The organism is Streptomyces sp. NPDC059718, assembly GCF_042733315.1.
Classification (GTDB): domain Bacteria; phylum Actinomycetota; class Actinomycetes; order Streptomycetales; family Streptomycetaceae; genus Actinacidiphila.
The window spans coordinates 131,808-154,007 of record NZ_JBHWGA010000001.1 but is presented as its reverse complement, the minus strand read 5'-3'; the positions used below and the strand labels follow the sequence as shown (position 1 = coordinate 154,007).

Annotated in this window: 23 protein-coding genes and 1 pseudogene; 12 read left to right on the top strand and 12 right to left on the bottom strand. The window is 73.0% G+C overall.

From position 1 onward, the window contains the following. Positions 1-89 precede the first annotated feature (89 nt). Entirely contained in the window at positions 90-608 is a 519-nt protein-coding gene (locus ACFV3E_RS00765; RefSeq protein WP_500532766.1) for a hypothetical protein, read from the bottom strand. Between the two features lie 268 nt (positions 609-876). Between ACFV3E_RS00765 and ACFV3E_RS00760 the strand changes: the two genes are divergently transcribed. After that, a complete protein-coding gene (locus ACFV3E_RS00760; protein ID WP_500369950.1) occupies positions 877-1,668 on the top strand; it encodes a site-2 protease family protein in 792 nt (263 codons plus the stop codon). On the opposite strand, the gene ACFV3E_RS00755 is transcribed toward ACFV3E_RS00760, so the two are convergent. Then, positions 1,658-1,852, bottom strand: coding sequence for a hypothetical protein (locus tag ACFV3E_RS00755; protein WP_499511543.1), 195 nt, complete (start codon positions 1,850-1,852; stop codon positions 1,658-1,660). The two genes, ACFV3E_RS00760 and ACFV3E_RS00755, sit on opposite strands and share 11 nt — an antisense overlap. 62 nt (positions 1,853-1,914) lie before the next feature. Next, complete coding sequence (gene npdG / locus ACFV3E_RS00750; protein WP_500532765.1) at positions 1,915-2,631, bottom strand: NADPH-dependent F420 reductase; 717 nt, start codon at positions 2,629-2,631, stop codon at positions 1,915-1,917. Between the two features lie 299 nt (positions 2,632-2,930). Between npdG and ACFV3E_RS00745 the strand changes: the two genes are divergently transcribed. From ACFV3E_RS00745 to ACFV3E_RS00730, 4 genes are all read left to right on the top strand, one after another. Then, positions 2,931-3,614 (top strand): FadR/GntR family transcriptional regulator, encoded by a 684-nt coding sequence (locus tag ACFV3E_RS00745; protein WP_500532764.1) that lies wholly within the window; start codon positions 2,931-2,933, stop codon positions 3,612-3,614. 66 nt (positions 3,615-3,680) lie between these two features. Next, positions 3,681-4,274 carry a hypothetical protein gene (locus tag ACFV3E_RS00740; protein ID WP_500532763.1) on the top strand — a complete coding sequence of 198 codons (594 nt, stop codon included), beginning with the start codon at positions 3,681-3,683 and terminating at the stop codon, positions 4,272-4,274. A gap of 10 nt (positions 4,275-4,284) precedes the next feature. Then, positions 4,285-5,244 carry a dihydrodipicolinate synthase family protein gene (locus ACFV3E_RS00735; protein ID WP_500532762.1) on the top strand — a complete coding sequence of 320 codons (960 nt, stop codon included), beginning with the start codon at positions 4,285-4,287 and terminating at the stop codon, positions 5,242-5,244. A gap of 190 nt (positions 5,245-5,434) precedes the next feature. Continuing rightward, positions 5,435-6,709 carry an MFS transporter gene (locus ACFV3E_RS00730; RefSeq protein WP_500369945.1) on the top strand — a complete coding sequence of 425 codons (1,275 nt, stop codon included), beginning with the start codon at positions 5,435-5,437 and terminating at the stop codon, positions 6,707-6,709. 21 nt (positions 6,710-6,730) lie between these two features. On the opposite strand, the gene ACFV3E_RS00725 is transcribed toward ACFV3E_RS00730, so the two are convergent. From ACFV3E_RS00725 to ACFV3E_RS00710, 4 genes are all read right to left on the bottom strand, one after another. Next, the gene (locus tag ACFV3E_RS00725; protein ID WP_500532761.1) at positions 6,731-8,428 is read right to left on the bottom strand and encodes a carbohydrate binding domain-containing protein; all 1,698 of its coding nucleotides are present in this window, start codon (positions 8,426-8,428) and stop codon (positions 6,731-6,733) included. A gap of 171 nt (positions 8,429-8,599) precedes the next feature. Next, positions 8,600-9,265 carry an SCO2207 family protein gene (locus tag ACFV3E_RS00720; RefSeq protein WP_500532760.1) on the bottom strand — a complete coding sequence of 222 codons (666 nt, stop codon included), beginning with the start codon at positions 9,263-9,265 and terminating at the stop codon, positions 8,600-8,602. A gap of 120 nt (positions 9,266-9,385) precedes the next feature. Continuing rightward, on the bottom strand, positions 9,386-10,384 hold the full coding sequence (locus ACFV3E_RS00715) for a CapA family protein (protein ID WP_500532759.1): 999 nt from the start codon (positions 10,382-10,384) through the stop codon (positions 9,386-9,388). Between the two features lie 33 nt (positions 10,385-10,417). Then, positions 10,418-10,651, bottom strand: a complete 234-nt coding sequence (locus tag ACFV3E_RS00710) for a hypothetical protein (protein ID WP_089221744.1) — start codon at positions 10,649-10,651, stop codon at positions 10,418-10,420. A 64-nt stretch (positions 10,652-10,715) separates the two neighbouring features. Here ACFV3E_RS00710 and map point away from each other — a divergent pair, with 64 nt between their 5' ends. From map to efeU, 4 genes are all read left to right on the top strand, one after another. Continuing rightward, entirely contained in the window at positions 10,716-11,564 is an 849-nt protein-coding gene (gene map / locus ACFV3E_RS00705; protein ID WP_500532758.1) for a type I methionyl aminopeptidase, read from the top strand. Between the two features lie 124 nt (positions 11,565-11,688). Then, the gene (gene efeO / locus ACFV3E_RS00700) at positions 11,689-12,825 is read left to right on the top strand and encodes an iron uptake system protein EfeO (protein WP_500532757.1); all 1,137 of its coding nucleotides are present in this window, start codon (positions 11,689-11,691) and stop codon (positions 12,823-12,825) included. 19 nt (positions 12,826-12,844) lie between these two features. Then, complete coding sequence (efeB, locus tag ACFV3E_RS00695; protein ID WP_500532756.1) at positions 12,845-14,098, top strand: iron uptake transporter deferrochelatase/peroxidase subunit; 1,254 nt, start codon at positions 12,845-12,847, stop codon at positions 14,096-14,098. 15 nt (positions 14,099-14,113) lie between these two features. Further along, positions 14,114-14,965, top strand: coding sequence for an iron uptake transporter permease EfeU (efeU, locus tag ACFV3E_RS00690; protein ID WP_500532755.1), 852 nt, complete (start codon positions 14,114-14,116; stop codon positions 14,963-14,965). A gap of 34 nt (positions 14,966-14,999) precedes the next feature. On the opposite strand, the gene ACFV3E_RS00685 is transcribed toward efeU, so the two are convergent. Then, positions 15,000-15,746, bottom strand: a complete 747-nt coding sequence (locus ACFV3E_RS00685; RefSeq protein WP_500532754.1) for a bifunctional DNA primase/polymerase — start codon at positions 15,744-15,746, stop codon at positions 15,000-15,002. Positions 15,747-16,123: 377 nt separating this feature from the next. Between ACFV3E_RS00685 and ACFV3E_RS00680 the strand changes: the two genes are divergently transcribed. Further along, positions 16,124-16,795 carry a biliverdin-producing heme oxygenase gene (locus ACFV3E_RS00680; protein ID WP_500532753.1) on the top strand — a complete coding sequence of 224 codons (672 nt, stop codon included), beginning with the start codon at positions 16,124-16,126 and terminating at the stop codon, positions 16,793-16,795. Between the two features lie 20 nt (positions 16,796-16,815). Here ACFV3E_RS00680 and ACFV3E_RS00675 read toward each other — a convergent pair whose 3' ends face one another. Continuing rightward, a complete protein-coding gene (locus ACFV3E_RS00675) occupies positions 16,816-18,198 on the bottom strand; it encodes a serine hydrolase domain-containing protein (protein ID WP_500532752.1) in 1,383 nt (460 codons plus the stop codon). A gap of 46 nt (positions 18,199-18,244) precedes the next feature. Between ACFV3E_RS00675 and ACFV3E_RS00670 the strand changes: the two are divergent. Next, positions 18,245-18,516, top strand: a pseudogene (locus tag ACFV3E_RS00670) (MFS transporter); the annotation flags it as partial. A 5-nt stretch (positions 18,517-18,521) separates the two neighbouring features. Here ACFV3E_RS00670 and ACFV3E_RS00665 read toward each other — a convergent pair. From ACFV3E_RS00665 to ACFV3E_RS00655, 3 genes are all read right to left on the bottom strand, one after another. Beyond that, a complete protein-coding gene (locus ACFV3E_RS00665) occupies positions 18,522-19,613 on the bottom strand; it encodes a YeiH family protein (RefSeq protein ID WP_500532751.1) in 1,092 nt (363 codons plus the stop codon). Between the two features lie 26 nt (positions 19,614-19,639). Then, complete coding sequence (locus ACFV3E_RS00660) at positions 19,640-20,203, bottom strand: cysteine dioxygenase family protein (protein ID WP_500322234.1); 564 nt, start codon at positions 20,201-20,203, stop codon at positions 19,640-19,642. Positions 20,204-20,289: 86 nt separating this feature from the next. Then, positions 20,290-21,195 carry a LysR family transcriptional regulator gene (locus ACFV3E_RS00655; RefSeq protein WP_500358034.1) on the bottom strand — a complete coding sequence of 302 codons (906 nt, stop codon included), beginning with the start codon at positions 21,193-21,195 and terminating at the stop codon, positions 20,290-20,292. Positions 21,196-21,356: 161 nt separating this feature from the next. Here ACFV3E_RS00655 and ddaH point away from each other — a divergent pair, with 161 nt between their 5' ends. After that, positions 21,357-22,172: a dimethylargininase gene (ddaH, locus tag ACFV3E_RS00650; RefSeq protein WP_500532750.1), complete on the top strand. Its 816-nt coding sequence runs from the start codon at positions 21,357-21,359 to the stop codon at positions 22,170-22,172. Positions 22,173-22,200: the final 28 nt, after the last annotated feature.

Sequence of the window (22,200 nt, the reverse complement as noted above, 5' to 3'; positions counted from 1 at the left end):
GCCCGCACTGACCGCGCCGGGCAATCGGGAGGGAGGGTGGGGGAGAAACCGCAACAGCAACAACCGCGGCGCCGCGGACGAAGAACCGGTCACATCCCTTCGCACCCCTCCGCCCGAAACTCCCCCATCGACGTCGTGGCGTTCCCGTCCCGGTCCGTACCCGGCACCCCCTCCCCCTTGTACCAGCGGACCTGCCCGGGCTCGAGGCTCGCGAACTGCGCCGCCGTGAACGTCACGTGCGCCGTCGACGAGGAGTTGTCCCCGGTCCAGCCGTACAGGCTGTACGTGCGGTGCGGTGCGAAGGGGGCCGACGCCAGCACCTCCGCCCGCCAGCCCCTGCCGCCGCTCTCCAGCGACCACACCGTGAACCCCGTGGCCGGCTTCGCGCGGCTCCACCTGCCGAGGCGGGCCGAGTCGTCCGCGTCGTCGGAGTCGTACAGCGTGGCCCCGTCGATGTGGTCGCGGCAGACCAGCATCACCCCCAGCGGCCTGCCGTCCTCGCTCACGGCGATGCCGGTGACCCCGCCCACCGCCACGGTGCATCCCGTCAGCGTGCCGCACACGGCGATGCCGAGCAGCGCCGGCACGGCGAACCTCTTCCACGTCATGGCTCCCCCGTCCTGACCCCGTCCTCGGGCCCCCCGGCCCCGGACGACTTCAGGGTGCGCCCGCCATGACCCCCGCGGCGACGGAGCGGATGCGATCGATGACGTATCGCAACGCGGTCGCGACCCGGGCGTCGCCGCAGGGCCGCAGGAACGTCCGGCGTCGCCGGGGCGTTATCCCGCCGTGGGTGTGCCCGGCGGCGGCCGGATGGCATGATCGGGCGGCCAGCACCACGACCGATGTCGCACCGCCTCCGCAGGAGCCCGCACGATGACCACCGCAGCAACCCGCAGTGAACGGCAGATCAGCCCGATCTTCCTGGGCCTGGCCGCGATCATGGCCGTGTCGGGCTGGGCGGTGTGGACGGACTTCTCCACCAGCACCGGCTTCGCCGTGTTCCTGTTCGTCGTGTCCGGCTGGATCGTCTCCCTGTGCCTGCACGAGTACGCGCACGCCCGTACCGCGCTGCACGGCGGCGACATCTCGATCGGGGCCAAGGGCTACCTGACCCTGAACCCGCTGAAGTACACGCACGCGCTGCTGAGCATCGTGCTGCCGGTGATCTTCGTGATCCTGGGCGGCATCGGCCTGCCCGGCGGCGCCGTCTTCATCGAGCGGGGCAGGATCCGGGGCCGCTGGAAGCACAGCCTGATCTCGGCCGCGGGCCCGCTGACCAACGTGCTGTTCGCGATCGCCCTGATGCTGCCCTTCACCTTCGGCGTCGTCACGCTGGACCAGGCCCACGCGCCCTTCGCGTCCGCGCTGGCGTTCCTGGCGATGCTGCAGGTCACGGCGGCGATCCTGAACCTGCTGCCGGTGCCGGGCCTGGACGGCTACGGCGTGATCGAGCCCTGGCTGTCGTACCGGACGCGGCGCCAGCTGGAGCCGTTCGGGCAGTTCGGACTGCTGGCCGTCTTCGGTGTGCTGTGGATCCCCGAGGTCAACGCGGCGTTCTTCGGCTTCGTCGACTCCGTGACGGCGGTCTTCGGGATCCCGGACGGGCTGTCGAGCCTGGGCTACGCCTTCTTCCAGTTCTGGAAGGGCGACCCGTTCAGCCAGTGATCCGCTGCTCGGCGGACTCCCGCTCGGCCTTCGCCTTGCGCAGGTAGTACCAGCACATGTTGCTGGTGAGGCCCGCGATCAGGATCCAGAAGACACCGAGCCAGCTGCCCTCCACGAAGGACACGACGGCGGCGGCCACGGCGAGCGCGCACAGGACGAGCGCGTAGAGGGCGAGGCGGGGCATGGGGGGCGGCTCCTGTCGGGTCGGTCGCGAACCCGCCCATTGTCCCCCATGCCCCCGCGGGCCTAGACGTCGGTCAGGCGCAGACCGGCGTGGGCCTTGTAGCGGCGGTTGACCGAGATCAGGTTGGCGACCAGCGCCTCCACCTGGTGCGCGTTCCGCAGCCGGCCGGCGAAGACGCCGCGGATGCCGGGGATGCGCGCGGCCAGGGCCTGGACCAGGTCGGTGTCGGCGCGGCTGTCGCCGAGCACGAGGACGTCGGTGTCGATCGAGTCGATCTCCGGGTCCTCGAGGGTCACCGCGGACAGGTGGTGGAAGGCGGCGGTGACGCGGGACTCCGGCAGCAGCGCGGCGGCCTGTTCGGCGGCGCTGCCCTCCTCGGGCTTGAGGGCGTAGGCGCCCTGCTTGTCGAAGCCCAGCGGGTTGACGCAGTCGACGACGAGCTTGCCGGCGAGCTCGCCGCGCAGCGCCTGGAGGGTCTCGCCGTGGCCCTCCCACGGGACGGCGACGATGACGACGTCGCTGCTGCGGGCGGTCTCGGCGTTGTCGGCGCCCCGCACCCCGAGGCCGAGCCGGTCGGCCGTGGCCTGGGCGCGGTCCGCGGCGCGCGAGCCGATGACCACCTGCTGGCCGGCCTTGGCGAGCCGGTACGCCAGGCCGCGGCCCTGCGGGCCGGTGCCGCCGAGGACGCCGACGACGAGGCCGGACACATCCGGCAGCTCCCAGGGGTCCTTCGCCGGGGCCTTGGGGGCGGGGGTCTCATTGCCACTGTCAACAGTCATACCGCGATCCTGCCAGGTGGGGGCGGTGCATGGCCCGCGCAGGCGTTGTGACGCGTCCCTCGCCGCCCGGCCGGTCCACGCTCCCTCCGCCCCGCCGCAGGGCGCTCCGCGGTGCGTGAAAGCCCCCGTACACACCGGTATTGGCTCGGGGGACGACGGATGTGAGGTATGACATCGGTGTTGCCTCCCGATGCGCGGCCGCGGGGTGGACGCCGGACGTCCCTTGTCCCGAGCGCGCCGCTCGGGAGAGCTGACGGAACGTCAAAAGCGCACGACAGCACAGGGAAAGGCGGCCGCCCGTGACCAGAACCGTCGGCAGGAGCCGCGGCCCGAGGCTCCAGGACCGCATCATCGAGCTGATCCACGAGCAGCGGCTCGCCCCCGGCGCCACCCTGCCGACCGAGCCTCAGTTGATGGACCTGCTCGGTGCGAGCCGCAACAGCGTGCGCGAGGCGGTGCGCGCGCTGCAGGCGCTCGGCATCGTCGAGATCCGGCACGGCACGGGGACGTTCGTCGGAGAGGCGCCGCTGCGGGTGCTGATGCCCTCGCTCACCTTCCACCTGCGGTCCCGGGTACGCGCCCTCGCCGACCTCGTCGCGGTGCGCGAGCTGCTCGAGGTCGGCCTGATAGGCGAGGTCGCCGGGACGATACCGGCCCAGCGGCTGGACGAACTCGACGCGCTCGCCGCCCGGATGGTCGACGACCCCGACGCGGACCGGGCCTTCCACGCGCTGCTCTACGCCTCCTGCGGCAACGAGCTCGTGCTGCAGCTCGTCGACCTGTTCCGGAGCGCCTACCACGAGGTCGGCGCCGCCCTGGCGCCCGCCGACGACCCGGTCGAGCGCGTCGTCGCCAACCACCGCGCCGTCGTCGGCGCGCTGCGCACCGGGGACGCGGGCGCGGCCAGGGCCGCCATGCGGCGGCACTTCACGGACGTACGGGAGCGGGTGTCCAGGGCCCTGCCCGCGGACGGCGCGGACTGACCCCGTTCGGGTGAGCACGGCGCGAAGCGGGGCCGGACCGGTGCAGGGTCCGGGAGGATGCGGTGCATGGATGCCGTACGGGTCGAGGTCGTCCGTGAACTGCTGGCCGGGAGCGAGTGGCCGGAGCTGACCCGGTCCTTCGCCGGCTCCCTGCGCGGGTCCGTCCGCCGGGGGCCGGCGGGCGGGCTGCTGCTGGTCGGCAGCGGGGAGTACGAGCCCTGGCACATGGCGGCCCATCTGGACGACGAGGCCGCCTGGAGCGGGCTGCCGGAGCTGTCGCCGACGCTGGTGCGGCACCGAGTGCCGCCGGGCGCGCCCGCGCACCTCGCGGTCGGGACGGCCCGCCTGGAGACGGCGCGCAGGGGCGAGACGGTGCTGGTGGTCACCCCCGAGCGCGCCGAGGCCGGGCTGCTGGAGCGGGTGGAGGACGCGCGGCGCTCCGGCGCGACGGTGCTGGCGATGGACGCGGGCGACCCGGAGCTGCGCGGTCTGGCGCACGAGGCGCTGACCGTGCCGCCGGAGCCCTCCGAGGTCGGCATGGACGTGCTGCAGCACCTGGTCAGCGCGGCGGCCGGACGCCGGGTGCGGCTGCGGGACCGGCTGCCCCGACTCGCGCGGCTCGCCGAGCACTTGGTGTCGCCACCGCCCGCGAGCTGGTAGGAAGCGGTCCATGACCGCAACCGGGACCGATCCGCTCCGCCCGCTGCGCGGGGTCGTACCACCTCTGTGCACCCCGCTCACGGAGACGGGGGACGTGGACTCCGAGGGCCTGCGCGCCCTGGTCCGGCATGTGCTCTCGGCCGGGGTGCACGGGGTCTTCGCCCTGGGGTCCAGCGGCGAGACGGCCTTCCTCACCGACGCGCAGCGGCGCACCGCGCTCACGGCGGTCGTGGAGGCCGTCGGGGGCCGGGTGCCCGTGCTCGCCGGCGTCGTCGACATGACCACGCCGCGCGTCCTGGAGCACGCGCGGGCCGCCGTCGCGGCGGGCGCCGACGCCCTGGTGGCGACCGCGCCCTTCTACGCGGCGACGCATCCGGTGGAGATCGCCGACCACTTCCGGCGGGTGCGGGACGGGGCCGGCGGGCTGCCGCTGTTCGCGTACGACATCCCCTCGGCGGTGCACACCAAGCTGCCCGCCACGACCGTGCTGGCCCTCGCGGAGGAGGGCACCCTGGCCGGCCTGAAGGACAGCAGCGGCGCCGACGGCCCCATGCGCCGGCTGCTCACCGAGTTGCGCCACCGCGGCCTGGACTCCTCCTTCGCCCTGCTCACCGGGTCCGAACTCGCCGTGGACGGCGCCCTGCTGGCGGGCGCGCACGGCGTCGTCCCCGGCCTCGGCAACGTGGATCCGCACGGCTACGTACGGCTCCACGCGCACGCCGTCGCGGGACGCTGGCGCGAGGCCGCGGCGGAGCAGGACCGGCTCGCGCGGCTCTACGCCATCGTCGACGCAGGGGCGGACTCCACTGCGATGGGCCCGAGTTCCTCGGCGCTGGGCGCCTTCAAGGCGGCGCTGCGGCTGCGCGGCGTCATCGGCTGCGCGGCCACGGCGCCCCCGCAGGTCCCGCTGGACGACACCGCCGTCGCGGTGGTCCGGCAACGACTGGCGGCCGCGGGGCTGATGCGCTGACGACGCTGCCCGCCACCGGGTCCCGCGCGGGGCGGCCCCGCGGTCGCCGGTGACGCCGGTCGAGGACAGGCGGGCCGCATCGGTGCCTCGCGGCCGCCGCCCGACCCGCCCGCCCGACCCGGCCGCTCGCGGGGCACGCGCGGAAAAATCCGGTTGCGCCGGGAGGCCCGTGCACGGAGCATGCGACCTCGTGTCCAGACTCCTTCCCGACCTCGCACCGTGGCGGACCTCGCGCGACTTCCGCCTGATGTGGTGCGCGGGCCTGATCACGACCTTCGGCAGCTTCCTGACCTTCGTGGCCGTCCCTGTCCAGGTCAAGGAGCTGACCGGCTCCACCCTCGCGGTCGGCGCCCTCGGCGCCGTCGAACTGGTGCCGCTGATCGTCTGCGGCCTCTACGGCGGGGCGCTCGCGGACGCCCTGGACCGGCGCAAGCTCATCCTGTGGACGGAGGCGGCCCTCGGGGTGCTGTCGGCCGTGCTGCTGGTCAACGCCCTGCTGCCGCGGCCGGTGCTCTGGCCGTTGTACGTGGTCGCCGCGCTGACCAGCGCGCTGGGCGGGCTCCAGCGGCCGGCACTGGACGCGATCGTGCAGCGCATCGTCCCGCACGGGCAACTGACCGCCGCCGCCTCGCTGAACGCGCTGCGCTGGCAGATCGGGGCGATCGCGGCGCCCTCCCTCGCGGGTGTGCTGATCGCTTACGCGGGCCTGCGATGGGCGTACGCCGTCGACGCCCTCACCTTCGCCCTCTCGGTCGTCCTCGGCCTCGGGCTGCGGCCCTCACCGCCCTCGCACGACGCCAAGCGCCCCTCGCTGAGCTCGATCGCGGAGGGAGCGCGCTACGCGTGGAGCCGCAAGGAACTGCTGGGCACCTACGTGGTGGACATCGCGGCGACCGGTCTGGCCTTCCCGATCGCCGTGTTCCCCTTCATGGCGGACGACCTGGGCGCGCCCTGGTCGCTGGGCCTGATGTACGCGGCCCTGCCGGCGGGTGCGCTGCTGATGAGCCTCACCGGCGGCTGGTCGTCGCGGGTGCACCGGCACGGGCGGGCGATCGTGCTGGCCGCGGCGGGCTTCGGCCTGTGCATGGCGGCGGCGGGCTGGTCCCGCAACGTATGGCTGGTGCTGGCCTTCCTGGCGCTGGCGGGTGCGTTCGACATGGCCAGCGGGGTGTTCCGGGCGACGATCTGGAACCAGACCATCCCCGACGCGCTGCGCGGCCGGCTGGCCGGCATCGAACTGCTCTCCTTCACCATCGGCCCCCAGTTCGGCCAGGTGCGGGCCGGCGGCTCGGCCGCGCTGCTGGGCCTGCGCACCTCGGTGTGGACCGGCGGGCTGGCGTGCGTGGCGGCGGTCGGGGCGCTGGCCGCCTGCCTGCCGACGCTGATGGCGTACGACGCCCGGACCAACGAGCACGCCGTGGGCATGCGGAAGGCGGCGGAGGACACGGTGTCCTCCGCCGCCTGACCCGTGGGGGCCGGGGTCCGATCAGCCGGTGAAGCCGGCGGTGATCGAGGTGAACTGCCAGGTGCTCTGGCTGATGCCCGAGCAGTTGCTGGTCACGCCGCCGCCGGGGCACGGGCGGTCCCGGTTGACGGCCCAGTAGGCGAGCCGGGCGAGGTGGTGGGAGTTGGCCCAGTCCCGGATCTGGGTCCAGATGGCCGGGGTGGTGTTCTCCTGCTGGTCGCTCAGCCCGTTCATGCCGGAGATGCCGAGGTGGGCGTAGGCGGTGGCGTCGTCCCAGCCGAAGGTGGACTTCAGCTTGGCCTTCAGGCCCTCGGCGGCGTTCACGGTGTTGCCGTACATGTCGGCGCCGCCGCCGAAGTCGAACGGCATGATCGTGAAGACGTCGATGTTGGCGCCGAGCGCGTTGGCCCGCTCGACGAGGCGGTTGCCCCAGTAGCTCGGGCCTGTCGTCGACGTGCCGAAGGTGACGATCGTCCGGATGCCGGGGTTGTTCTGCTTGACGATCTTGAGCGCGTTCAGGACGCGGTCCTGGACGACCTCGCTCTCGAACTCGTCGGTGTTCTCGATGTCGACGTCGATCGCCTTGAGGGCGTAGGCGTCGATCACCTTCTGGTACGCGCCGGCGAGCGCCTCGGGCGTGGAGCAGTTGGGGCCGAGCTTGTTGCCGCTCCAGCCGCCGATGGACGGGACGATGTCGCCGCCCGCGGCGCGGATCGCGTTGATGGTGGACTGGTCGGTGCCGCCGGTCAGCGGCCGGGAGCCGTCCCAGGCGGGGTTGCAGCCGCCGGAGGAGAGGATGAAGGCCATCGTGAACCACTTGATGCCGGTGGCGCTCATCACCGTGGCCGGGCTCGGCGGGTCGCCCCAGCCGAGGTAGAGGTAGGGCGCGGCCTGCTTGAAGCCGGTGCCCCCGCCACCGCCCGCGTTGGTGGTGACGGTGACGGCGTTGGAGGCGGCGGAGGTGTTGCCCGCGGCGTCGCGCGCCTTGACGGTGAAGGTGTACGAGGTGCTCGCGGCCAGGCCGGTGACGGTGGCGGAGGTGCCGGTCACGGTGGTGGCCAGGCTGCTGCCGCGGTAGACGTCGTAGCTGGTGACGCCGGTGTTGTCGGTGGCGGCGTTCCAGGACAGCGAGACGCTGGAGGAGGTCTTGCCGGTGGAGGTGAGGCCGCTGGGCGCGGTGGGCGCCTGGGTGTCACCGCCGCCCCCGCCGCCGGGGCCGTCGAGGCTGATGTCGTCGGCGTTGTAGGTGCCCTGCGCGTACCAGCCGTGCACGTAGATCTGGACGCTGGTCTGCGAGGCGCCGGTGGTGAAGGGGACGGTCAGCTGGGTGTACGAGGCGGCGGACGGGGTCCAGGTGGACGCGCCACCGGTCACCCCGAGGTAGACGTACGCGCCGCGCACCCAACCGGTCAGCGAGTACGCGGTGTTGGGCTGCACGGAGACGGTCTGGGTGCACTGGGCGGTGTCGCTGCTGCTGACGGCGCCGGCGAGTGCCTTGGTGCCGCTGTGCACGGGGCTGCCGACGACCGATCCGCCGGAGCAGGACCAGCCGGAGAGGCTGCCGCTCTCGAAGCCCGGGTTGGCGACGAGGTTGGCGGCGTGGGCGGTGCCGGGCAGGGCGATCAGACTGCCCGCGGCGGCGAGGAAGGCGGCGGTGACGCCGGCGAGGATGCGGGATCTGCGCGATCCGGTACGGGGGACATGACGACGGAAGAGCACGTGACCTCCCAGTGGGGGGCGGCGGGGGGCTGCGCTGTGCGAGTGGTCTGGACCGTTGGTCTGGACCTGTCATCGCGGATTGAAGCGAAGTGTCGTGCTCCCGTCAAGAGGTCCGGGCCGCTGCCGCTTCCTGGTACGGCAGTGGCCCGGACCGGCCACGGGGTCCCCCGGTCAGCCGACGCGTTCGATGCGCGCCTTCCTGATCAGGAACTTGCCGGGCTCCCGGACCTGTTCGAAGGCCGCGTTGTTCAGTAGCGCACAACTGCCGGAGGTCGAGGTCACCGACACCGTGGTCGACTTGTTGTTGTCCAGGTTGGTCACCTTGAGCTTGGTGCCCAGCGGGAACTGGTTGCTGGAGGCGGCGGGTGCGCCGCCCTCGCCGGAGAGGGTGACCGTCGAGCCCGCGCAGACGACCTGGCCGACGGCGCCGCCGGCCGGCGGCGCGGCCTGACCCTGGTTCTGGCCTTGGTTCTGCCCCTGGTTCTGGTTCTGGCCCTGCTGGTTCTGGCCCTGCTGACCCTGACCCTGGCCGGCGGGGGCGGCGGGCGCCGCGGGCGCCGTCTGCGCGGCACCGCATCCGGAGGCCTCCCGCTGCACGTTGATCTGCTTGATCACCGCCTCGCGGTTGGCGATCCGGGCCGCCGACTGGGAGTCGGGATTGGCGCGTTGGGCCGCGATGAAGCTCTCGTTGTTGCGCAGCGCCTGGTCGAGCCCGTCGCACACCACCGACGCATGACCCATGCTCATGGTCACCACGGCGAAACCGCCGGCCAGGGTGGCCGCGCCGGTCATGAGCGCGATCTTCTGCTTGGTGCTCATCGTGCGTTTCCTGGACATGGGGCCCCTTTCCTCCGACCGGCCGTCGGTCGGATCCGGTCCACGTGCCCTTGGAAACGGAGCGTCGTTGGTCTGGACCTCAATCCGTTCGGAATCTCGGACAGGAAGGGGCCGTCTGTGCTACGGGTCGGTAGCTTCGCCGTCCCAGCGGACCACCAGCCGCCCGCCCTCCTCCGTGACCTCGTGCCCGAACCCGGCGCAGGCGCGCCGGAACCGCCGGGCGATCCAGGCCCGTTCACCACGGTCGGCCAGCCGGGTGAAGCAGAAGTCGAGGGCGATCGGCACCGCCTCCAGCCGGACGGGGCGGTGTCCGGCGGGGTCGAAGGTGACGAGGAAGAACAGGCCGCGGTCGTTGCGCAGCCGCGGATCGGTCGCGTAGTCGTCGACGAAGTCGCCGAGGTCGTAGAGCACCCCGTCCGTCACGCCGTGGAAGACGTGCGCGGAACTGCCCGCCACGAGCGTGGCGCCCGCCGTGCGCAGGGCCGCGGCGGCCTCCCGGATGTAGCGGGCCGGGCCGGTGGTCATGTTGGGCCCCCAGTGCGGGGTGACGAGCACCGCCGCCGTCCGCGCGCCCAGGCTCGCGACGCCGTCGGAGAGCCAGCCCGGCACGCCCTCGCTCAGGTCCGCGTAGGCCACCCCGGGGCGGTCCGGTCCCGCGGCGTACTCCGCCGGATGGTCGGTGACGCCGACGACGCCCAGGCCCGGGCGGCCCCCCGCGCCCCCGGGGCCGCCCAGCACCGCCGGGGCGCGCGCCGCGCTCTCGTCCGGTCCGGCCCCGACGGCGGCGATCCCGGCGGCGGCCAGGTGCTCCAGCGTGTCCAGCAACGCCGTCCGGCCGTAGTCCAGGGCGTGGTTGTTGGCCAGGTTGACGCAGCTGACGCCCAGGTGCGTCAGGGCGCGCACGGCGACGGGCGGGGCGCGGAAGAAGAAGGGCTTGAAGGGGTCGGGCCAGGGCTCACCTCGGTCGGAGATCGCGCACTCCAGGTTGAGGACGAAGAGGTCCGCCTCCCGCGCGACGGCCACGACCTCCTCGGAGAACAGCGCCTCCGGAGGGGCCTCGGCCAGCCGCGCGGCCACCATGCGGCCGAGCATGGTGTCACCGGCCAGACCGAGCTTCACCCCTCCATCCTGCACCCGGCGCCGGCGGCCGGGTCAGTCCTCCCCCTCCTCCCGCGCGCGGTCCTTCCACCGCGGGTCGTTCTCCCACTGCAGGTTCCGCTCGGCGGCCGTCTCCATCGCCCGCTCCGCGTCCGCGCGGCTCGGGTACGGCCCCATCCGGTCCTTGGCGGGGCACTCCGGCCCCTCCTCGACCTTGTGGTGCTCGATGCAGTAGAACCACTCGCCGGGCTTCCCCGCGGGCTTGCGGACTCGCCTGAACAGCGCCATCGTCCCTCCTCGTACGACGTCCTGCCGCCATGCTGCCCGACCGGCCGCCGATACACTCGCTGACATGTCTGTCCTGGTTCCCGGCAAGCTCTCCCCCACCCGTCCCGTGCCCGCCTCGATCCCGCGTCCGGAGTACGTGGGCAGGCCCGCACCGCGGCCGTACGACGGCCCGGAGGTGCAGTCGGCGGAGACGATCGAGAAGATGCGGATCGCCTCGCGGATCGCCGCGCGGGCCATGGAGGAGGCGGCGAAGGCGATCGCGCCGGGTGTCACCACCGACGAGCTGGACCGGATCGCGCACGAGTACATGTGCGACCACCAGGCCTACCCCTCGGACCTCGGGTACCGGGGCTTCCCCAAGTCGCTGTGCTCCTCCATCAACGAGGTCATCTGCCACGGCATCCCCGACTCCACCGGGCTGCGCGACGGCGACATCGTCAACCTGGACGTCACCGCCTACATCCACGGGGTGCACGGGGACACCAACGCCACGTATCTCGTCGGTGAAGTCGCCGAGGAATCAAGGCTGTTGGTGGAGCGCACCCGGGAGTCCCTGAATCGCGCCATCAAGTCGGTGAAGCCCGGACGGCAGATCAATGTGATCGGCCGGGTCATCGAGTCCTACGCCAAACGATTCGATTACGGTGTCGTGCGCGACTTCACGGGCCACGGCATCAATACCGCCTTCCACTCCGGCCTGATCGTCCCGCATTACGACGACCCGCGTGCGACCACGATCATGAAGCCGGGCATGACCTTCACCATCGAGCCGATGCTGACCCTGGGCACCCACGAGTACGAGATCTGGGACGACGGCTGGACGGTCGTCACCAAGGACCGCAAGCGCACCGCGCAATTCGAGCACACCCTCGTGGTGACGGACACAGGCGCGGAGATCCTGACGCTGCCTTGACCTCCTCATGGGGATTCCTTTACCAGAATGCGGCCAAGTCGCGATAGGCCTCGGATAGGTTAGGCAAGCCTTTCCCAGGAAAGGCTTGCCTAAGTCATAGCTTCCCGAGCCGCCTGGAGATCGCATGTCCGCCGTCCGCATGTCCGCAGTAGCCGCCGCCGGCATAGTGGTCGCCGTCACGGCCGTCACCGGGTGCGCGGAGAAGGCGGACGGCAAGGCGTCCGACGCCGTCACGGTGACCGCGACGGACACCAAGTGCGAGGTCTCCAGGACCACTTTCCCGGCCGGGCACGTGCAGCTGGCCGTCGAGAACAAGGGCTCCAAGGTCACCGAGGTCTACGTCTACACGCCCAGCGACAAGATCGTGACCGAGCGGGAGAACATCGGCCCCGGCACCAAGGCCACGATCACCGCCGAGATCAAGGCCGGTACGTACGAGATCGCCTGCAAGCCCGGCATGAAGGGCGACGGCATCCGCCAGAAGATCACCGTCACCGGCAAGGGCGCCGCCAAGAGCGACCCGCGCCTGGACGCCGCCGTGGCCGCGTACCGCAAGTACGCCCAGGAGCAGGCCGACCAGACGATCCCGGTGGTCCAGCAGTTCGCCGACGCCGTGAAGGCGGGCGACGTGGAGAAGGCCAAGTCGCTCTTCGCGTCCTCCCGGGTCGGCTGGGAGCGCACCGAGCCGGTGGCCGAGTCCTTCGGCGACATCGACCCGCTGACCGACACCCGCGAGGACGGCCTGGAGGACGGTCAGAAGTGGACCGGCTGGCACCGGCTGGAGAAGTCCCTGTGGCAGGACAAGAAGGCCGGGGCCGAGGAGGGCGCCCTCGCCGACCGGCTCGTCACCGACCTGAAGGACTGGCAGACCCGCGTCGGCAAGGCCGACATCACCGCCACCAGCATGGCCAACGGTGCCAAGGAGCTGCTGGACGAGGTCGCCACCGGCAAGATCACCGGTGAGGAGGACCGCTACTCCCACACCGACCTGTCGGACTTCCAGGCCAATGTCGAGGGCGCGATGAAGGCCTACGAACTGCTGAAGCCGGTCGCCGCCGAGAACGACGCGGCGCTCACCGCCGACCTCGACAAGCAGTTCCCGGCCCTGACGTCGCTGCTCGACAAGTACCGCAAGGACGGCAGCACCACGGAGTTCGTCTCCTACGACACCGTCGGCAAGGACCAGCGCAAGGAGCTCTCGGACGCGGTCAACGCGCTCGCCGAGCCCCTGTCGAAGCTCGCCGCGGCCGTCGCCAAGTAACCCCGGGGGGCTACGGACCATGTCCGATGAGAGTGTCACGTCGCGTCGCAGGGTGCTCGGCTGGACCGGTGCGGGTGTCGTCGTCGCGGCCGCCGCGGCCGGCGGCGCCGTGGCCGCGGTCCGCTCCGGGGACGACGTGCAGCCCGCGGGCGCCGCGGGCAGCGCGATCGCCTTCCACGGGGAGAACCAGGCCGGCATCACGACCCCGGTGCAGGACCGGCTCCACTTCGCGTCCTTCGACGTCAAGACCGAGGACCGCGAGGAACTGGTCGCGCTCCTGAAGGAATGGACCGCCGCCGCCCGGAAGATGACGCAGGGCCGGCCGGTCGGCGAGGGCGCGGTCGGCGGCCTCGCCGAGGCCCCGCCGGACGACACCGGTGAGGCGCTGGGCCTGCAGGCCTCCCGGCTCACCCTCACCATCGGCTTCGGCCCCTCGTTGTTCACGACGAAGGACGGCGCGGACCGCTTCGGGCTGAAGGCGCACCGCCCCGGGGCGCTGGTGGACCTGCCCAAGTTCCCCGGTGACGCCCTCGACCCGAACCGCAGCGGCGGCGACCTGTGCATCCAGGCCTGCGCGGACGACCCGCAGGTGGCGGTGCACGCCATCCGCAACCTGGCCCGGATCGGCTTCGGCAAGGTCGCGATGCGCTGGTCGCAGCTCGGCTTCGGCAAGACCTCCTCGACCACTCCCGAGGAGCAGACCCCGCGCAACCTGATGGGCTTCAAGGACGGCACGCACAACGTCGCGGGCTCCGACAGGGCCACCCAGGACGAGCACGTGTGGGTGTCCGCCGAGGACGGGCCGTCCTGGATGGCCGGCGGCTCGTACCTCGTCGCCCGCCGCATCCGGATGCACATCGAGACCTGGGACCGCACCTCGCTGCAGGAGCAGGAGCAGATCTTCGGCCGGACGAAGGGCGAGGGCGCCCCGATCGGCAGGCAGCGCGAGCACGACGCCCCGGACTTCAAGGCGATGCTCCCGGACGCGCACGTCCGGCTCGCGCACCCGGACAACAGCGGTGTGACGATCCTGCGCCGCGGCTACTCCTTCACCGACGGCACCGACGGCCTGGGCCGCCTGGACGCCGGGCTGTTCTTCATCGCGTACCAGCGCGACGTCCGGGACGGCTTCGTGCCGCTGCAGATGCGGCTGGCGAAGCTCGACTCCCTCAACGAGTACATCCAGCACGTGGGTTCGGCCGTCTACGCCGTACCGCCGGGCGTCCGGGACAAGGACGACTGGTGGGGCCGCGAGCTCTTCCGACACGACTGAGAGGAAGTACCGGCGGTGTTCGCCAACTACCTGATCGGGCTCCGTGAGGGCCTGGAGGCCAGCCTGGTGGTCTGCATCCTGGTCGCGTACCTGGTGAAGACCGACCGCAAGGACAAACTGCCGCCGGTCTGGCTCGGCGTCGGCACCGCGATCCTGGTGAGCATGGCCTTCGGCGCCGCGCTGCAGTTCGGCTCCTCCGAGCTGACCTTCGAGGCGCAGGAGGCCCTGGGCGGTTCGCTGTCGGTCGTCGCGGTCGGCCTGGTGACCTGGATGGTCTTCTGGATGCGGCGCACCGCGCGGCACCTGAAGGCCGAACTCCACGGCAGGCTGGACGCCGCGATCGCCATGGGCACCGGGGCACTGGTGATCACCAGCTTCCTCGCCGTGGGGCGTGAGGGGCTGGAGACCTCGCTGTTCATCTGGACCGCCGTGCAGGCCACCGACGACGGCGTGCGCCCGCTGGTGGGCGCGGTGCTGGGCCTGCTGACCTCGGTGGTGCTGGGCTGGCTGTTCTACCGGGGCGCGCTGCGCATCAACCTGGCCAAGTTCTTCACCTGGACCGGCGCCATGCTGGTGGTGGTCGCGGCGGGCGTGCTCGCCTACGGCTTCCACGACCTGCAGGAGGCCGGCTGGCTGCCGGGGCTGGGGACCGAGGCGTTCGACATCAGCGACCGGATCCCGCCGGACTCGTGGTACGGGACGCTGCTCAAGGGCGTGTTCAACTTCCAGCCGGACCCGACCTGGCTGCAGGTCGCGGTCTGGGCGCTGTACCTCGCGCCCACGATGTTCCTCTTCCTGCGCCCCGGCAGGGTCACCGCGCCGGCCGTCAAGCCGTCCGCCGCGGTTCCCGTCGGTGACGAGGGCTGAGGCCGGCGGGAGGTCCCGGACCGCCGCAGCCGGGTCAGTGCAGCCAGCCGGCCGTCTCGGGCTCGGGCTCGACCTGGGCCCCGGCGTCGGTCAGCACCCCGAGCAGCGGCAGCGGGTCGGGCAGCACCCGGTCGGGTCCGTGGCCTGCGAGCCACGCGACGGTGGCGCCGGAGGGCAGACGCGAGGGCGGGAGCAGCACGTAGCTGGCGCGGTGGTGCCAGCGCAGGCCCGGGTGCTCGTCGAGGGTCTCGGGATGGCAGTCCAGCTCGCACGGCCACCACTCGTCCTCGTCGGCCGTGGCACGGGTGGCGGTGAAGAACAGCATCCGCCCGTCGGAGACCGCGACGGGCCCGGCCGCGGAACCCTCGGCGGCCAGCCGCTCCAGGGCGATCCGGCCCGCCTCGGCGGGTACGTCCAGGACGTCGTGGGCGATGCCGGTGGCGGTGATGAAGTTGGCCAGGGGGTGCGCGCGCAGCCAGCGCCTGACCTGGTCCGCGTCCGTGGTGGCCTGGGTCTGCCAGGCGAAGGAGACGGGGTGCGTGCCCGGGGTGGGGCAGCCGATCCGGTCGCAGGAACAGCGGTAACCGGACACGGGCGACGGATGGGCGGCCGGCGCCAGCGGCAGGCCCGCGTCCGCGGCTTCCAGGAGGAGCTCGTCCCGGCGCAGGTCGTCCCCGTTCCGGCCACCGGCGGCCGCGCGGACCGCGGCCCCGTCCACTCCGGCACCGCGCTCCCCCGCTTTGCGGCGCAGCCAGTCGGACAACCTGCCCTTGGTGACCATCGAGCCCCTTTCCTCGCCCGTGAACCCTTGCTCCACCCTACGTAACGAGGGAAAGGCCGTAAGCGGAATCCACGGATGGTGGAAACCATCCTGCTCCCCGTCCGCATTCCGGCCGCGCGCGGGGTCCCCATGGAGGGCGGACCCCGTCCCGGGCGGATTCGGGCACGTTTCCCTTGTCCGCGCTGCCCTCGGCACCCGGGTCGGCGACCGGCACCGGCCTCCCCTCCGTGACCACCGTCACCCGCGGGAGGACGTGCCGTCCGCCCCGGAGGGCGGATCCGCGCTAGCCTGGTTTTCCGACAGGTTGTCGGCAACCCATTGACTTAGGGTCCCCTAAGTTGCGACGATTCCTGCAGGCCCGACGCAGGAGGATCCCCTTGACGCCAGCCCACGGCCCCGCGACCGCACCGTTCTCGGCCGTCATCCGCTCCGCCAGCCACGACCGGCACACCGAGGCCGAGACCTCGACGTTCATCGGCGACCTGCTCGGCGGCCGCCTGGGGGTCGCCGCGTACGCCCGCTACACCGAGCAGCTCTGGTTCGTCTACCGGGCGCTGGAGGACGCCGCCGCGCGACTGGCCGGCGACCCCGTGGCCGGCCCCTTCCTGCGTCCCGAGCTGATGCGCGTCGCCGCCCTGGAACGCGACCTGGACCACCTGCTCGCCCCCGGCTGGCGCGACCGCGCCGGCGCGCTGCCCGAGACCCTCGCGTACGCCCGCCGCGTCACCGAGACCGCCCGCGCGTGGCCGGCGGGCTACGTCGCCCACCACTACACCCGCTACCTCGGCGACCTCTCGGGCGGCCAGGTCATCCGCGGCATCGCGGAGAAGACCTGGGGCTTCTCCCGCAAGGGTGACGGCGTGCGCTTCTACGTCTTCGACGCGATCGGCAACCCCGCGGCGTTCAAGCGCGAGTACCGGAGCCTGCTGGACGCCCTGCCGGTCGACGAGCTCGAGAAGCAGCGCGTCGTGGAGGAGTGCCGGCGGGCCTTCGCCCACAACTCGGCGGTCTTCGCCGCGCTGGGCCGCGAGTTCCCGCTGACCGCCTGACCGCCCGACGGCCCGACGGCCTAGCCGAGGGGGGAGGTCCATCCCGAGGGGTCGACTCCGCCCGGGACCGGGGCCGCCGGGTCGTAGGGGGTGCGGGTGAAGACGAAGGAGCCGAGGTCGAGATGGCCGACGGTGCCGTCGGGGGCGCGCACCGCGCGGAGGGTCTCGCCGTCGTAGTAGCCGTCCAGGCCGGTCCAGGTGCCGTCCGGTTCCGCGCGGAAGCGGGCGCCGCGGGCGGTGCCGGACAGGGCGGTCAGTTCCAGGTCGCGGCCGGTGCGCAGGCGCAGGACGTGCGGAGCGGTGCCCCAGTACCAGGGTCCGGTGAGGGCGAGCAGCTCCGGGTCGGGGTCGGAGACGGGCCGCCAGGGCTCGGGGATGCGGGGCTCGCGCTCGGCGACGATGCGCAGCAGGTCGGCGGCGATCGTCGTGGTCGGGGCGCCGGTGGTGGAGTTGGCGAGGACGACCGCGCCGAGTCCCTCCTCCGTGTCGCACCACAGCCCGGCCACGAAGCCGGGCATCGAGCCGCCGTGGCCCACCAGCACCCGGCCGTCCGGGGTCCCCATCAGCTGCACGCCGAGGCCCTGGTCGCCTCCGGGCGCGGCCGGCCGGCGCATCTGCTCCAGCGTCGCGGGCACCAGGACGCGCTCGTCGCCCGCGGCGAGGAAGGCGGCCCAGCGGCACAGGTCGTCGGCGGTCGACCACAGTTCGCCCGCGGGGGCCATCAGCCCGGTGTCCTGCACGGCCTCGGCCATCATCAGCTCGGCGTACGGGTGGACGGCCCAGCCGCCGGCGTGCGGGGCCCGCGGGCGGCGCGTCGTACGGGTCATCCCCAGCGGTTCGAGGACCTCGGCGGTCAGCACCTCGTCCCAGGGCCGGCCGTCGTGGAGCGTCTCGACGACGGCGCCGAGCAGGGCGTACCCGGGGTTGGAGTAGTGGTGGCGTTCGCCGGCGGGGTGCAGCCGCGGCGTCCCGCCGAGGAGGTCGGCCGTCTCCGGCCGCAGCGCGCCGGGCGTGCGCTCCCACCACGGACCGGGGGTCTCCGCGGCCAGTCCGGCGGTGTGCGTGAGGAGTTGGCGCACGGTGACCCCGTCGGCGGGGGTGCCGCCGATGTGCTTCTCGACGGGGTCGTCCAGCCCGAGGCGCCCCGCGTCGCGCAGCCGCATCACCAGGACGGCCACGAAGGTCTTGGTGAGGGAGCCGATCCGGTACTGGGTGTCCCCGTCCGGGGCGTGCCCGTCCACGCAGGAGCGCGCCCCGGTCCACACGGTCTCGCCGTCCCGGACGACGGCCCCCACGAGGGAGGGGGTGCGGCTGCTGGACTGGGCGACCGCGACGCGGTGCAGCAGGGCCCGGCGGGTGTCCGGGAGCAGGGCGTCGTCGGGGTCGGTCTGCGGTGTCGGCATGCGCTCACCTTAGAGGCGGGCCCCGGCGGGGTGCCGGGCGCATGGCACCGGCTTCGCCGTCCTCGCGGTCGCCCTCGGCCTGCTCGGCCCCGGCGCGGGCCTGGCGATGCCGGCCGCCGTCGGCGCCCTCATGGCCAAGTCCCCGCGGAGAAGGCGGGCGTCGGCTCCGCCCTGAACGACACCATCCAGCAGGCCGGTACCGCGCTCGGTGTCGCGACCCTCGGCTCGCTGCCGGCCGGCGGCCACGACCGCGAGATGCCCGTCGGCACCCCCGAGGAGGCGGGGCACTCGATCGCCGGCGCCCTGGCCGCCGGCCTGGGTCGTCAGCTGGTGAGGAGGACGCCGGCGTAGGAGACGGTGGCGATGAGGGTCCAGGAGATCAGGCCGACGGCGGCCACACGCGGCCCGGTTCGCGCCAGGGCGCGCAGGTGCACCATGCTGCCGAGCCCCACCATGGCCATGGCCAGCAGCAGTTGCTGCAGTTGCTGTGCCCCGTCGAGCACGCCGGCCGGCAGGACTCCGGTGCTGCGCACGGCGATCATGACGAGGAAGCCGACGACGAACAGGGGCAGCAGCGGGGTCCGCCGCGCGGAGGCGGCGGCGTCCGGCCCTGCGGCGCCCGACACGGCGTGCCGCCGGCGCAGGGCGTAGGCGACCGCGGCGACCAGGGGCGCCAGGAGCGCGACGCGCATCAGCTTGACGAGCACCGCCTCACCGAGTGCCGCCGGGCCCGCGGTCTGGGCCGTCGCGACGACCTGTCCGACGTCGTGCACGCCGGCGCCGGCCCAGCGGCCGAACTGCACGTCGTCCAGGCCGAGCGGGTGGTGCAGCAGCGGCAGCACGCCGATGGCGAGGGTGCCGCAGAGCGTGACCAGGGCGACGGACGCGGCCACGTCCTCCTCGTCGCTGCCGCTGACCTGGCTCACCGCGCCGATGGCGGAGGCACCGCAGATGGAGTAGCCGGTGGCGATGAGCAGCGGCTGGTCGCCGCGCAGGCCCATGCGGCGGCCGAGCCAGAGGGTGCCCCAGAAGGTGGCGGCCACGACGCACACCACCATGCCGGCCGTGGCCCAGCCGAGGCCGAGCACGTCGTCGAGGCTCAGCTGCAGTCCCAGGATCACGATGCCGATGCGCATCAGCCGTTTCCCGGCGAAGGTCAGCCCCGGCCGGGCCCGGCCGCGAAGGGTCGCGCGCAGGCCCGGCAGGTTGGCGGCGGCGATGCCGAGGAGGACGGCGGTGGTGGGCACCGGCACGGCGGGCAGCAGCCGGTGCAGTGCGGTCGCCAGGACGGCGCCGAGGGCGGTGACCAGCAGGCCGGGCAGCACGGTCGCGGCGGCCCGGCGACGGCCCGCACCGCCTCCGGCGGAGGGCGCGGCGGGGCGGGCGGTCGGCGCCGCCCCACGGGGGACGGGCACGGGGGTGCGCGTCGCGGTGCGGAGGTTCACCGTTCGCCGACCGGCAGCCGGTAGACCCGCCGCACGCTGGAGCCCAGGCGGGAGATGTCGGCACCGTAGATGTGCAGCGATATGGCCTTGCCGGTTCCGCCGTTCCACACCTGGTGGATGTCGCCGGGCGGCGCGAAGCCGCAGACCTCGCCTTGGGCGTTGACGACGTCCTGGGTCGGGACGAGGCGGGAGCCGGTGCCGTCGGGGACCAGCCGGTAGCGGCGCTCGTGCTCCTGGCCCTGGTGCACCCCCGTGACGCACCAGGAGACGTGGTCGTGGATGGACGTCCGCTGCCCCGGCAGCCAGACCAGGGCGACGATCGAGAAGCTGCCGTCCTCCTCGGCGTGCAGGATGTGCTGCCGGTAGCGGTCCGGGTCGCCCTCGCGGTGCCGCTCGGCCAGCAGGTCGGCGGCGCCGAGGTGCGGCGCGAGCCGTTCGCCCACCAGGTGGGCCGTCGGGCCGGGCGGCAGGCCGCGGCCGACCGTCTCGCGCACCTCGTCGACGAGGCGGGCCAGCCGGGCGGTGGGCGCGGAGAGCGCCGGAACGGTCGCGGAGGTCATGTCCGCAGCGTCCGTGCGCACGGGCCCGCGCGTCCACTGACAGTTCCTTCACCCCGCTTTGCCCCTCCTTATGGATGGGGTGCGGGTCAGCAGCCGCTGCGCCGCTCGGCGACCGCCTTGAGCGCGTCGAGCACCAGGGCCGCGGCCGGGATCCGCAGATGGTCGCGCGGCACGTACGCCGCGACCCGGCGCCGGGAGACGGGGTCCAGCGGCCGGCCGGTGACCCGGTCCAGCCGCATGAAGGACAGCGCCAGCCCGGGCATCATCGCGACCCCCAGCCCCTCCGCGACCAGCGACTGCACCACGAGGTTGTCGTCGGTGGCGAAGGCGATGTCGGGGGCGAAGCCCAGCTCGGCGCACTCGTGGAGGAAGTTGACCCGGCAGCGCATGCAGCCGGCGATCCAGCGTTCGTCGGCCAGGTCGCCGAGCCTGACCGAGCGGGACCTGGCCAGCCGGTGCCCGGCCGGCATCAGGACCATGAGCTGGTCCTCCAGCAGCGGGATCTCGACCAGGTCGTCCGGCACCGCCTCGTGCAGTCCGGGGTAGGTGAAGGCGAGGGTGATGTCGCACTCGCCGCGGGTGACCCGCTCCAGCGAGTCGGGCGGTTCGTCCCCCAGCAGCTCGACCCGTATCCCGGGGTGCTCGGCCGCGAGCAGGGCCAGCGCCTCGGGGATCAGGGTGGCGTTGGCGCTGGGGAAGGCGCACAGCCTCACCCGGCCGGTCTCCAGCCGGGTCACCGCGCCTATCTGCTCCCAGGCCACGGTGATGCTGTCGAGGATCGTCTCGGCGTGCCGGGCCAGCGCCTCACCCGCCTCGGTCAGCCGCATGCGCCGCCCGACGCGGACGAAGAGCGCGGTGCCCACCGAGCGCTCCAGGGCCTTCATCTGCTGGGTCACCGCGGGCTGGGTGTAGCCCAGCGCCACCGCCGCGGCCGAGTAGGAGCCGGCCGTGACCACGGTGTGGAAGGTCTTGATGTGCCTGGAATCGAACACCCCCGAATCATAAGGGGAACTTTGGACAACCCGGCAGACGGCCTCCTCGTGCTTCTGGGAGGGCTCCGCCGGGGGGTGTTTGCGTCCGCAATCCGGTGCGGGGTGTCCGCTGCGGGTCCACCATGTCACTACGGCCTCAACCACACCGCGAGGAGCCTTCATTGAGCGCAGCGCGCACCGCCTCGTACCGCCGGTATCTGATGTGTCCTCCCACGTACTTCCGCGTCACGTACTCCATCAACCCCTGGATGGACCCCACGAAGCCGGTCGACCCCGCGCTCGCCCTGCTCCAGTGGGAGGACCTGCGCGACCGCTACCGCTCGCTGGGGCACACCGTCGAGATCCTGCAGCCGCTGCCGGGCCTGCCGGACATGGTCTTCGCCGCCAACGGCGCCACCGTGGTCGACGGCCGGGTCTTCGGCGCACGCTTCGCCAACGCCGAGCGGGCCGCGGAGGCGCCCGCGCACCGCGAGTGGTTCCTGAACCGCGGTTACGGCGAGGTGCACGACCCGCACCACGTCAACGAGGGCGAGGGGGACTTCGCCGTCACCGACAGCTGGCTGCTGGCCGGGAAGGGCTTCCGCAGCAGCCCGCTGTCGCACGCCGAGCTCCAGGAGTTCTTCGGCCGCCCCGTCATCGGCCTGGAGCTCACCGACCCGCACTTCTACCACCTCGACACGGCGCTGTGCGTGCTCGCCGGCGACGAGATCATGTACTACCCGGACGCCTTCTCCCCCGGCAGCCGCGCGGTGCTGCGCCGGCTCTTCCCCGGCGCGCTGACCGCCACCCGCCAGGACGCCACGGCCTTCGGGCTCAACTGCGTCAGCGACGGCCTGCGCGTCCTGGTCCCCTCCGGGGCCACCGGGCTGCTGCGGCGGCTGCGCCAGCGCGGCTTCGAGCCGGTGCCGGTGGACATGTCCGAACTGCACAAGGCCGGGGGCAGCGTGAAGTGCTGCACCATGGAGCTGCGCGACTGAGCGTGATACGAAAGGGCGCATGTCGCAG

Bases quoted from the DNA above. Each gene is read 5' to 3' on its own strand.
- ACFV3E_RS00765 (WP_500532766.1), bottom strand. From the start codon at position 608: ATGACGTGGAAGAGGTTCGCCGTGCCGGCGCTGCTCGGCATCGCCGTG.
- ACFV3E_RS00760 (WP_500369950.1), top strand. From the start codon at position 877: ATGACCACCGCAGCAACCCGCAGTGAACGGCAGATCAGCCCGATCTTC.
- ACFV3E_RS00755 (WP_499511543.1), bottom strand. From the start codon at position 1,852: ATGCCCCGCCTCGCCCTCTACGCGCTCGTCCTGTGCGCGCTCGCCGTG.
- npdG (WP_500532765.1), bottom strand. From the start codon at position 2,631: ATGACTGTTGACAGTGGCAATGAGACCCCCGCCCCCAAGGCCCCGGCG.
- ACFV3E_RS00740 (WP_500532763.1), top strand. From the start codon at position 3,681: ATGGATGCCGTACGGGTCGAGGTCGTCCGTGAACTGCTGGCCGGGAGC.
- ACFV3E_RS00735 (WP_500532762.1), top strand. From the start codon at position 4,285: ATGACCGCAACCGGGACCGATCCGCTCCGCCCGCTGCGCGGGGTCGTA.
- ACFV3E_RS00720 (WP_500532760.1), bottom strand. From the start codon at position 9,265: ATGTCCAGGAAACGCACGATGAGCACCAAGCAGAAGATCGCGCTCATG.
- ACFV3E_RS00710 (WP_089221744.1), bottom strand. From the start codon at position 10,651: ATGGCGCTGTTCAGGCGAGTCCGCAAGCCCGCGGGGAAGCCCGGCGAG.
- map (WP_500532758.1), top strand. From the start codon at position 10,716: ATGTCTGTCCTGGTTCCCGGCAAGCTCTCCCCCACCCGTCCCGTGCCC.
- efeO (WP_500532757.1), top strand. From the start codon at position 11,689: ATGTCCGCCGTCCGCATGTCCGCAGTAGCCGCCGCCGGCATAGTGGTC.
- efeB (WP_500532756.1), top strand. From the start codon at position 12,845: ATGTCCGATGAGAGTGTCACGTCGCGTCGCAGGGTGCTCGGCTGGACC.
- ACFV3E_RS00685 (WP_500532754.1), bottom strand. From the start codon at position 15,746: ATGGTCACCAAGGGCAGGTTGTCCGACTGGCTGCGCCGCAAAGCGGGG.
- ACFV3E_RS00675 (WP_500532752.1), bottom strand. From the start codon at position 18,198: ATGCCGACACCGCAGACCGACCCCGACGACGCCCTGCTCCCGGACACC.
- ACFV3E_RS00660 (WP_500322234.1), bottom strand. From the start codon at position 20,203: ATGACCTCCGCGACCGTTCCGGCGCTCTCCGCGCCCACCGCCCGGCTG.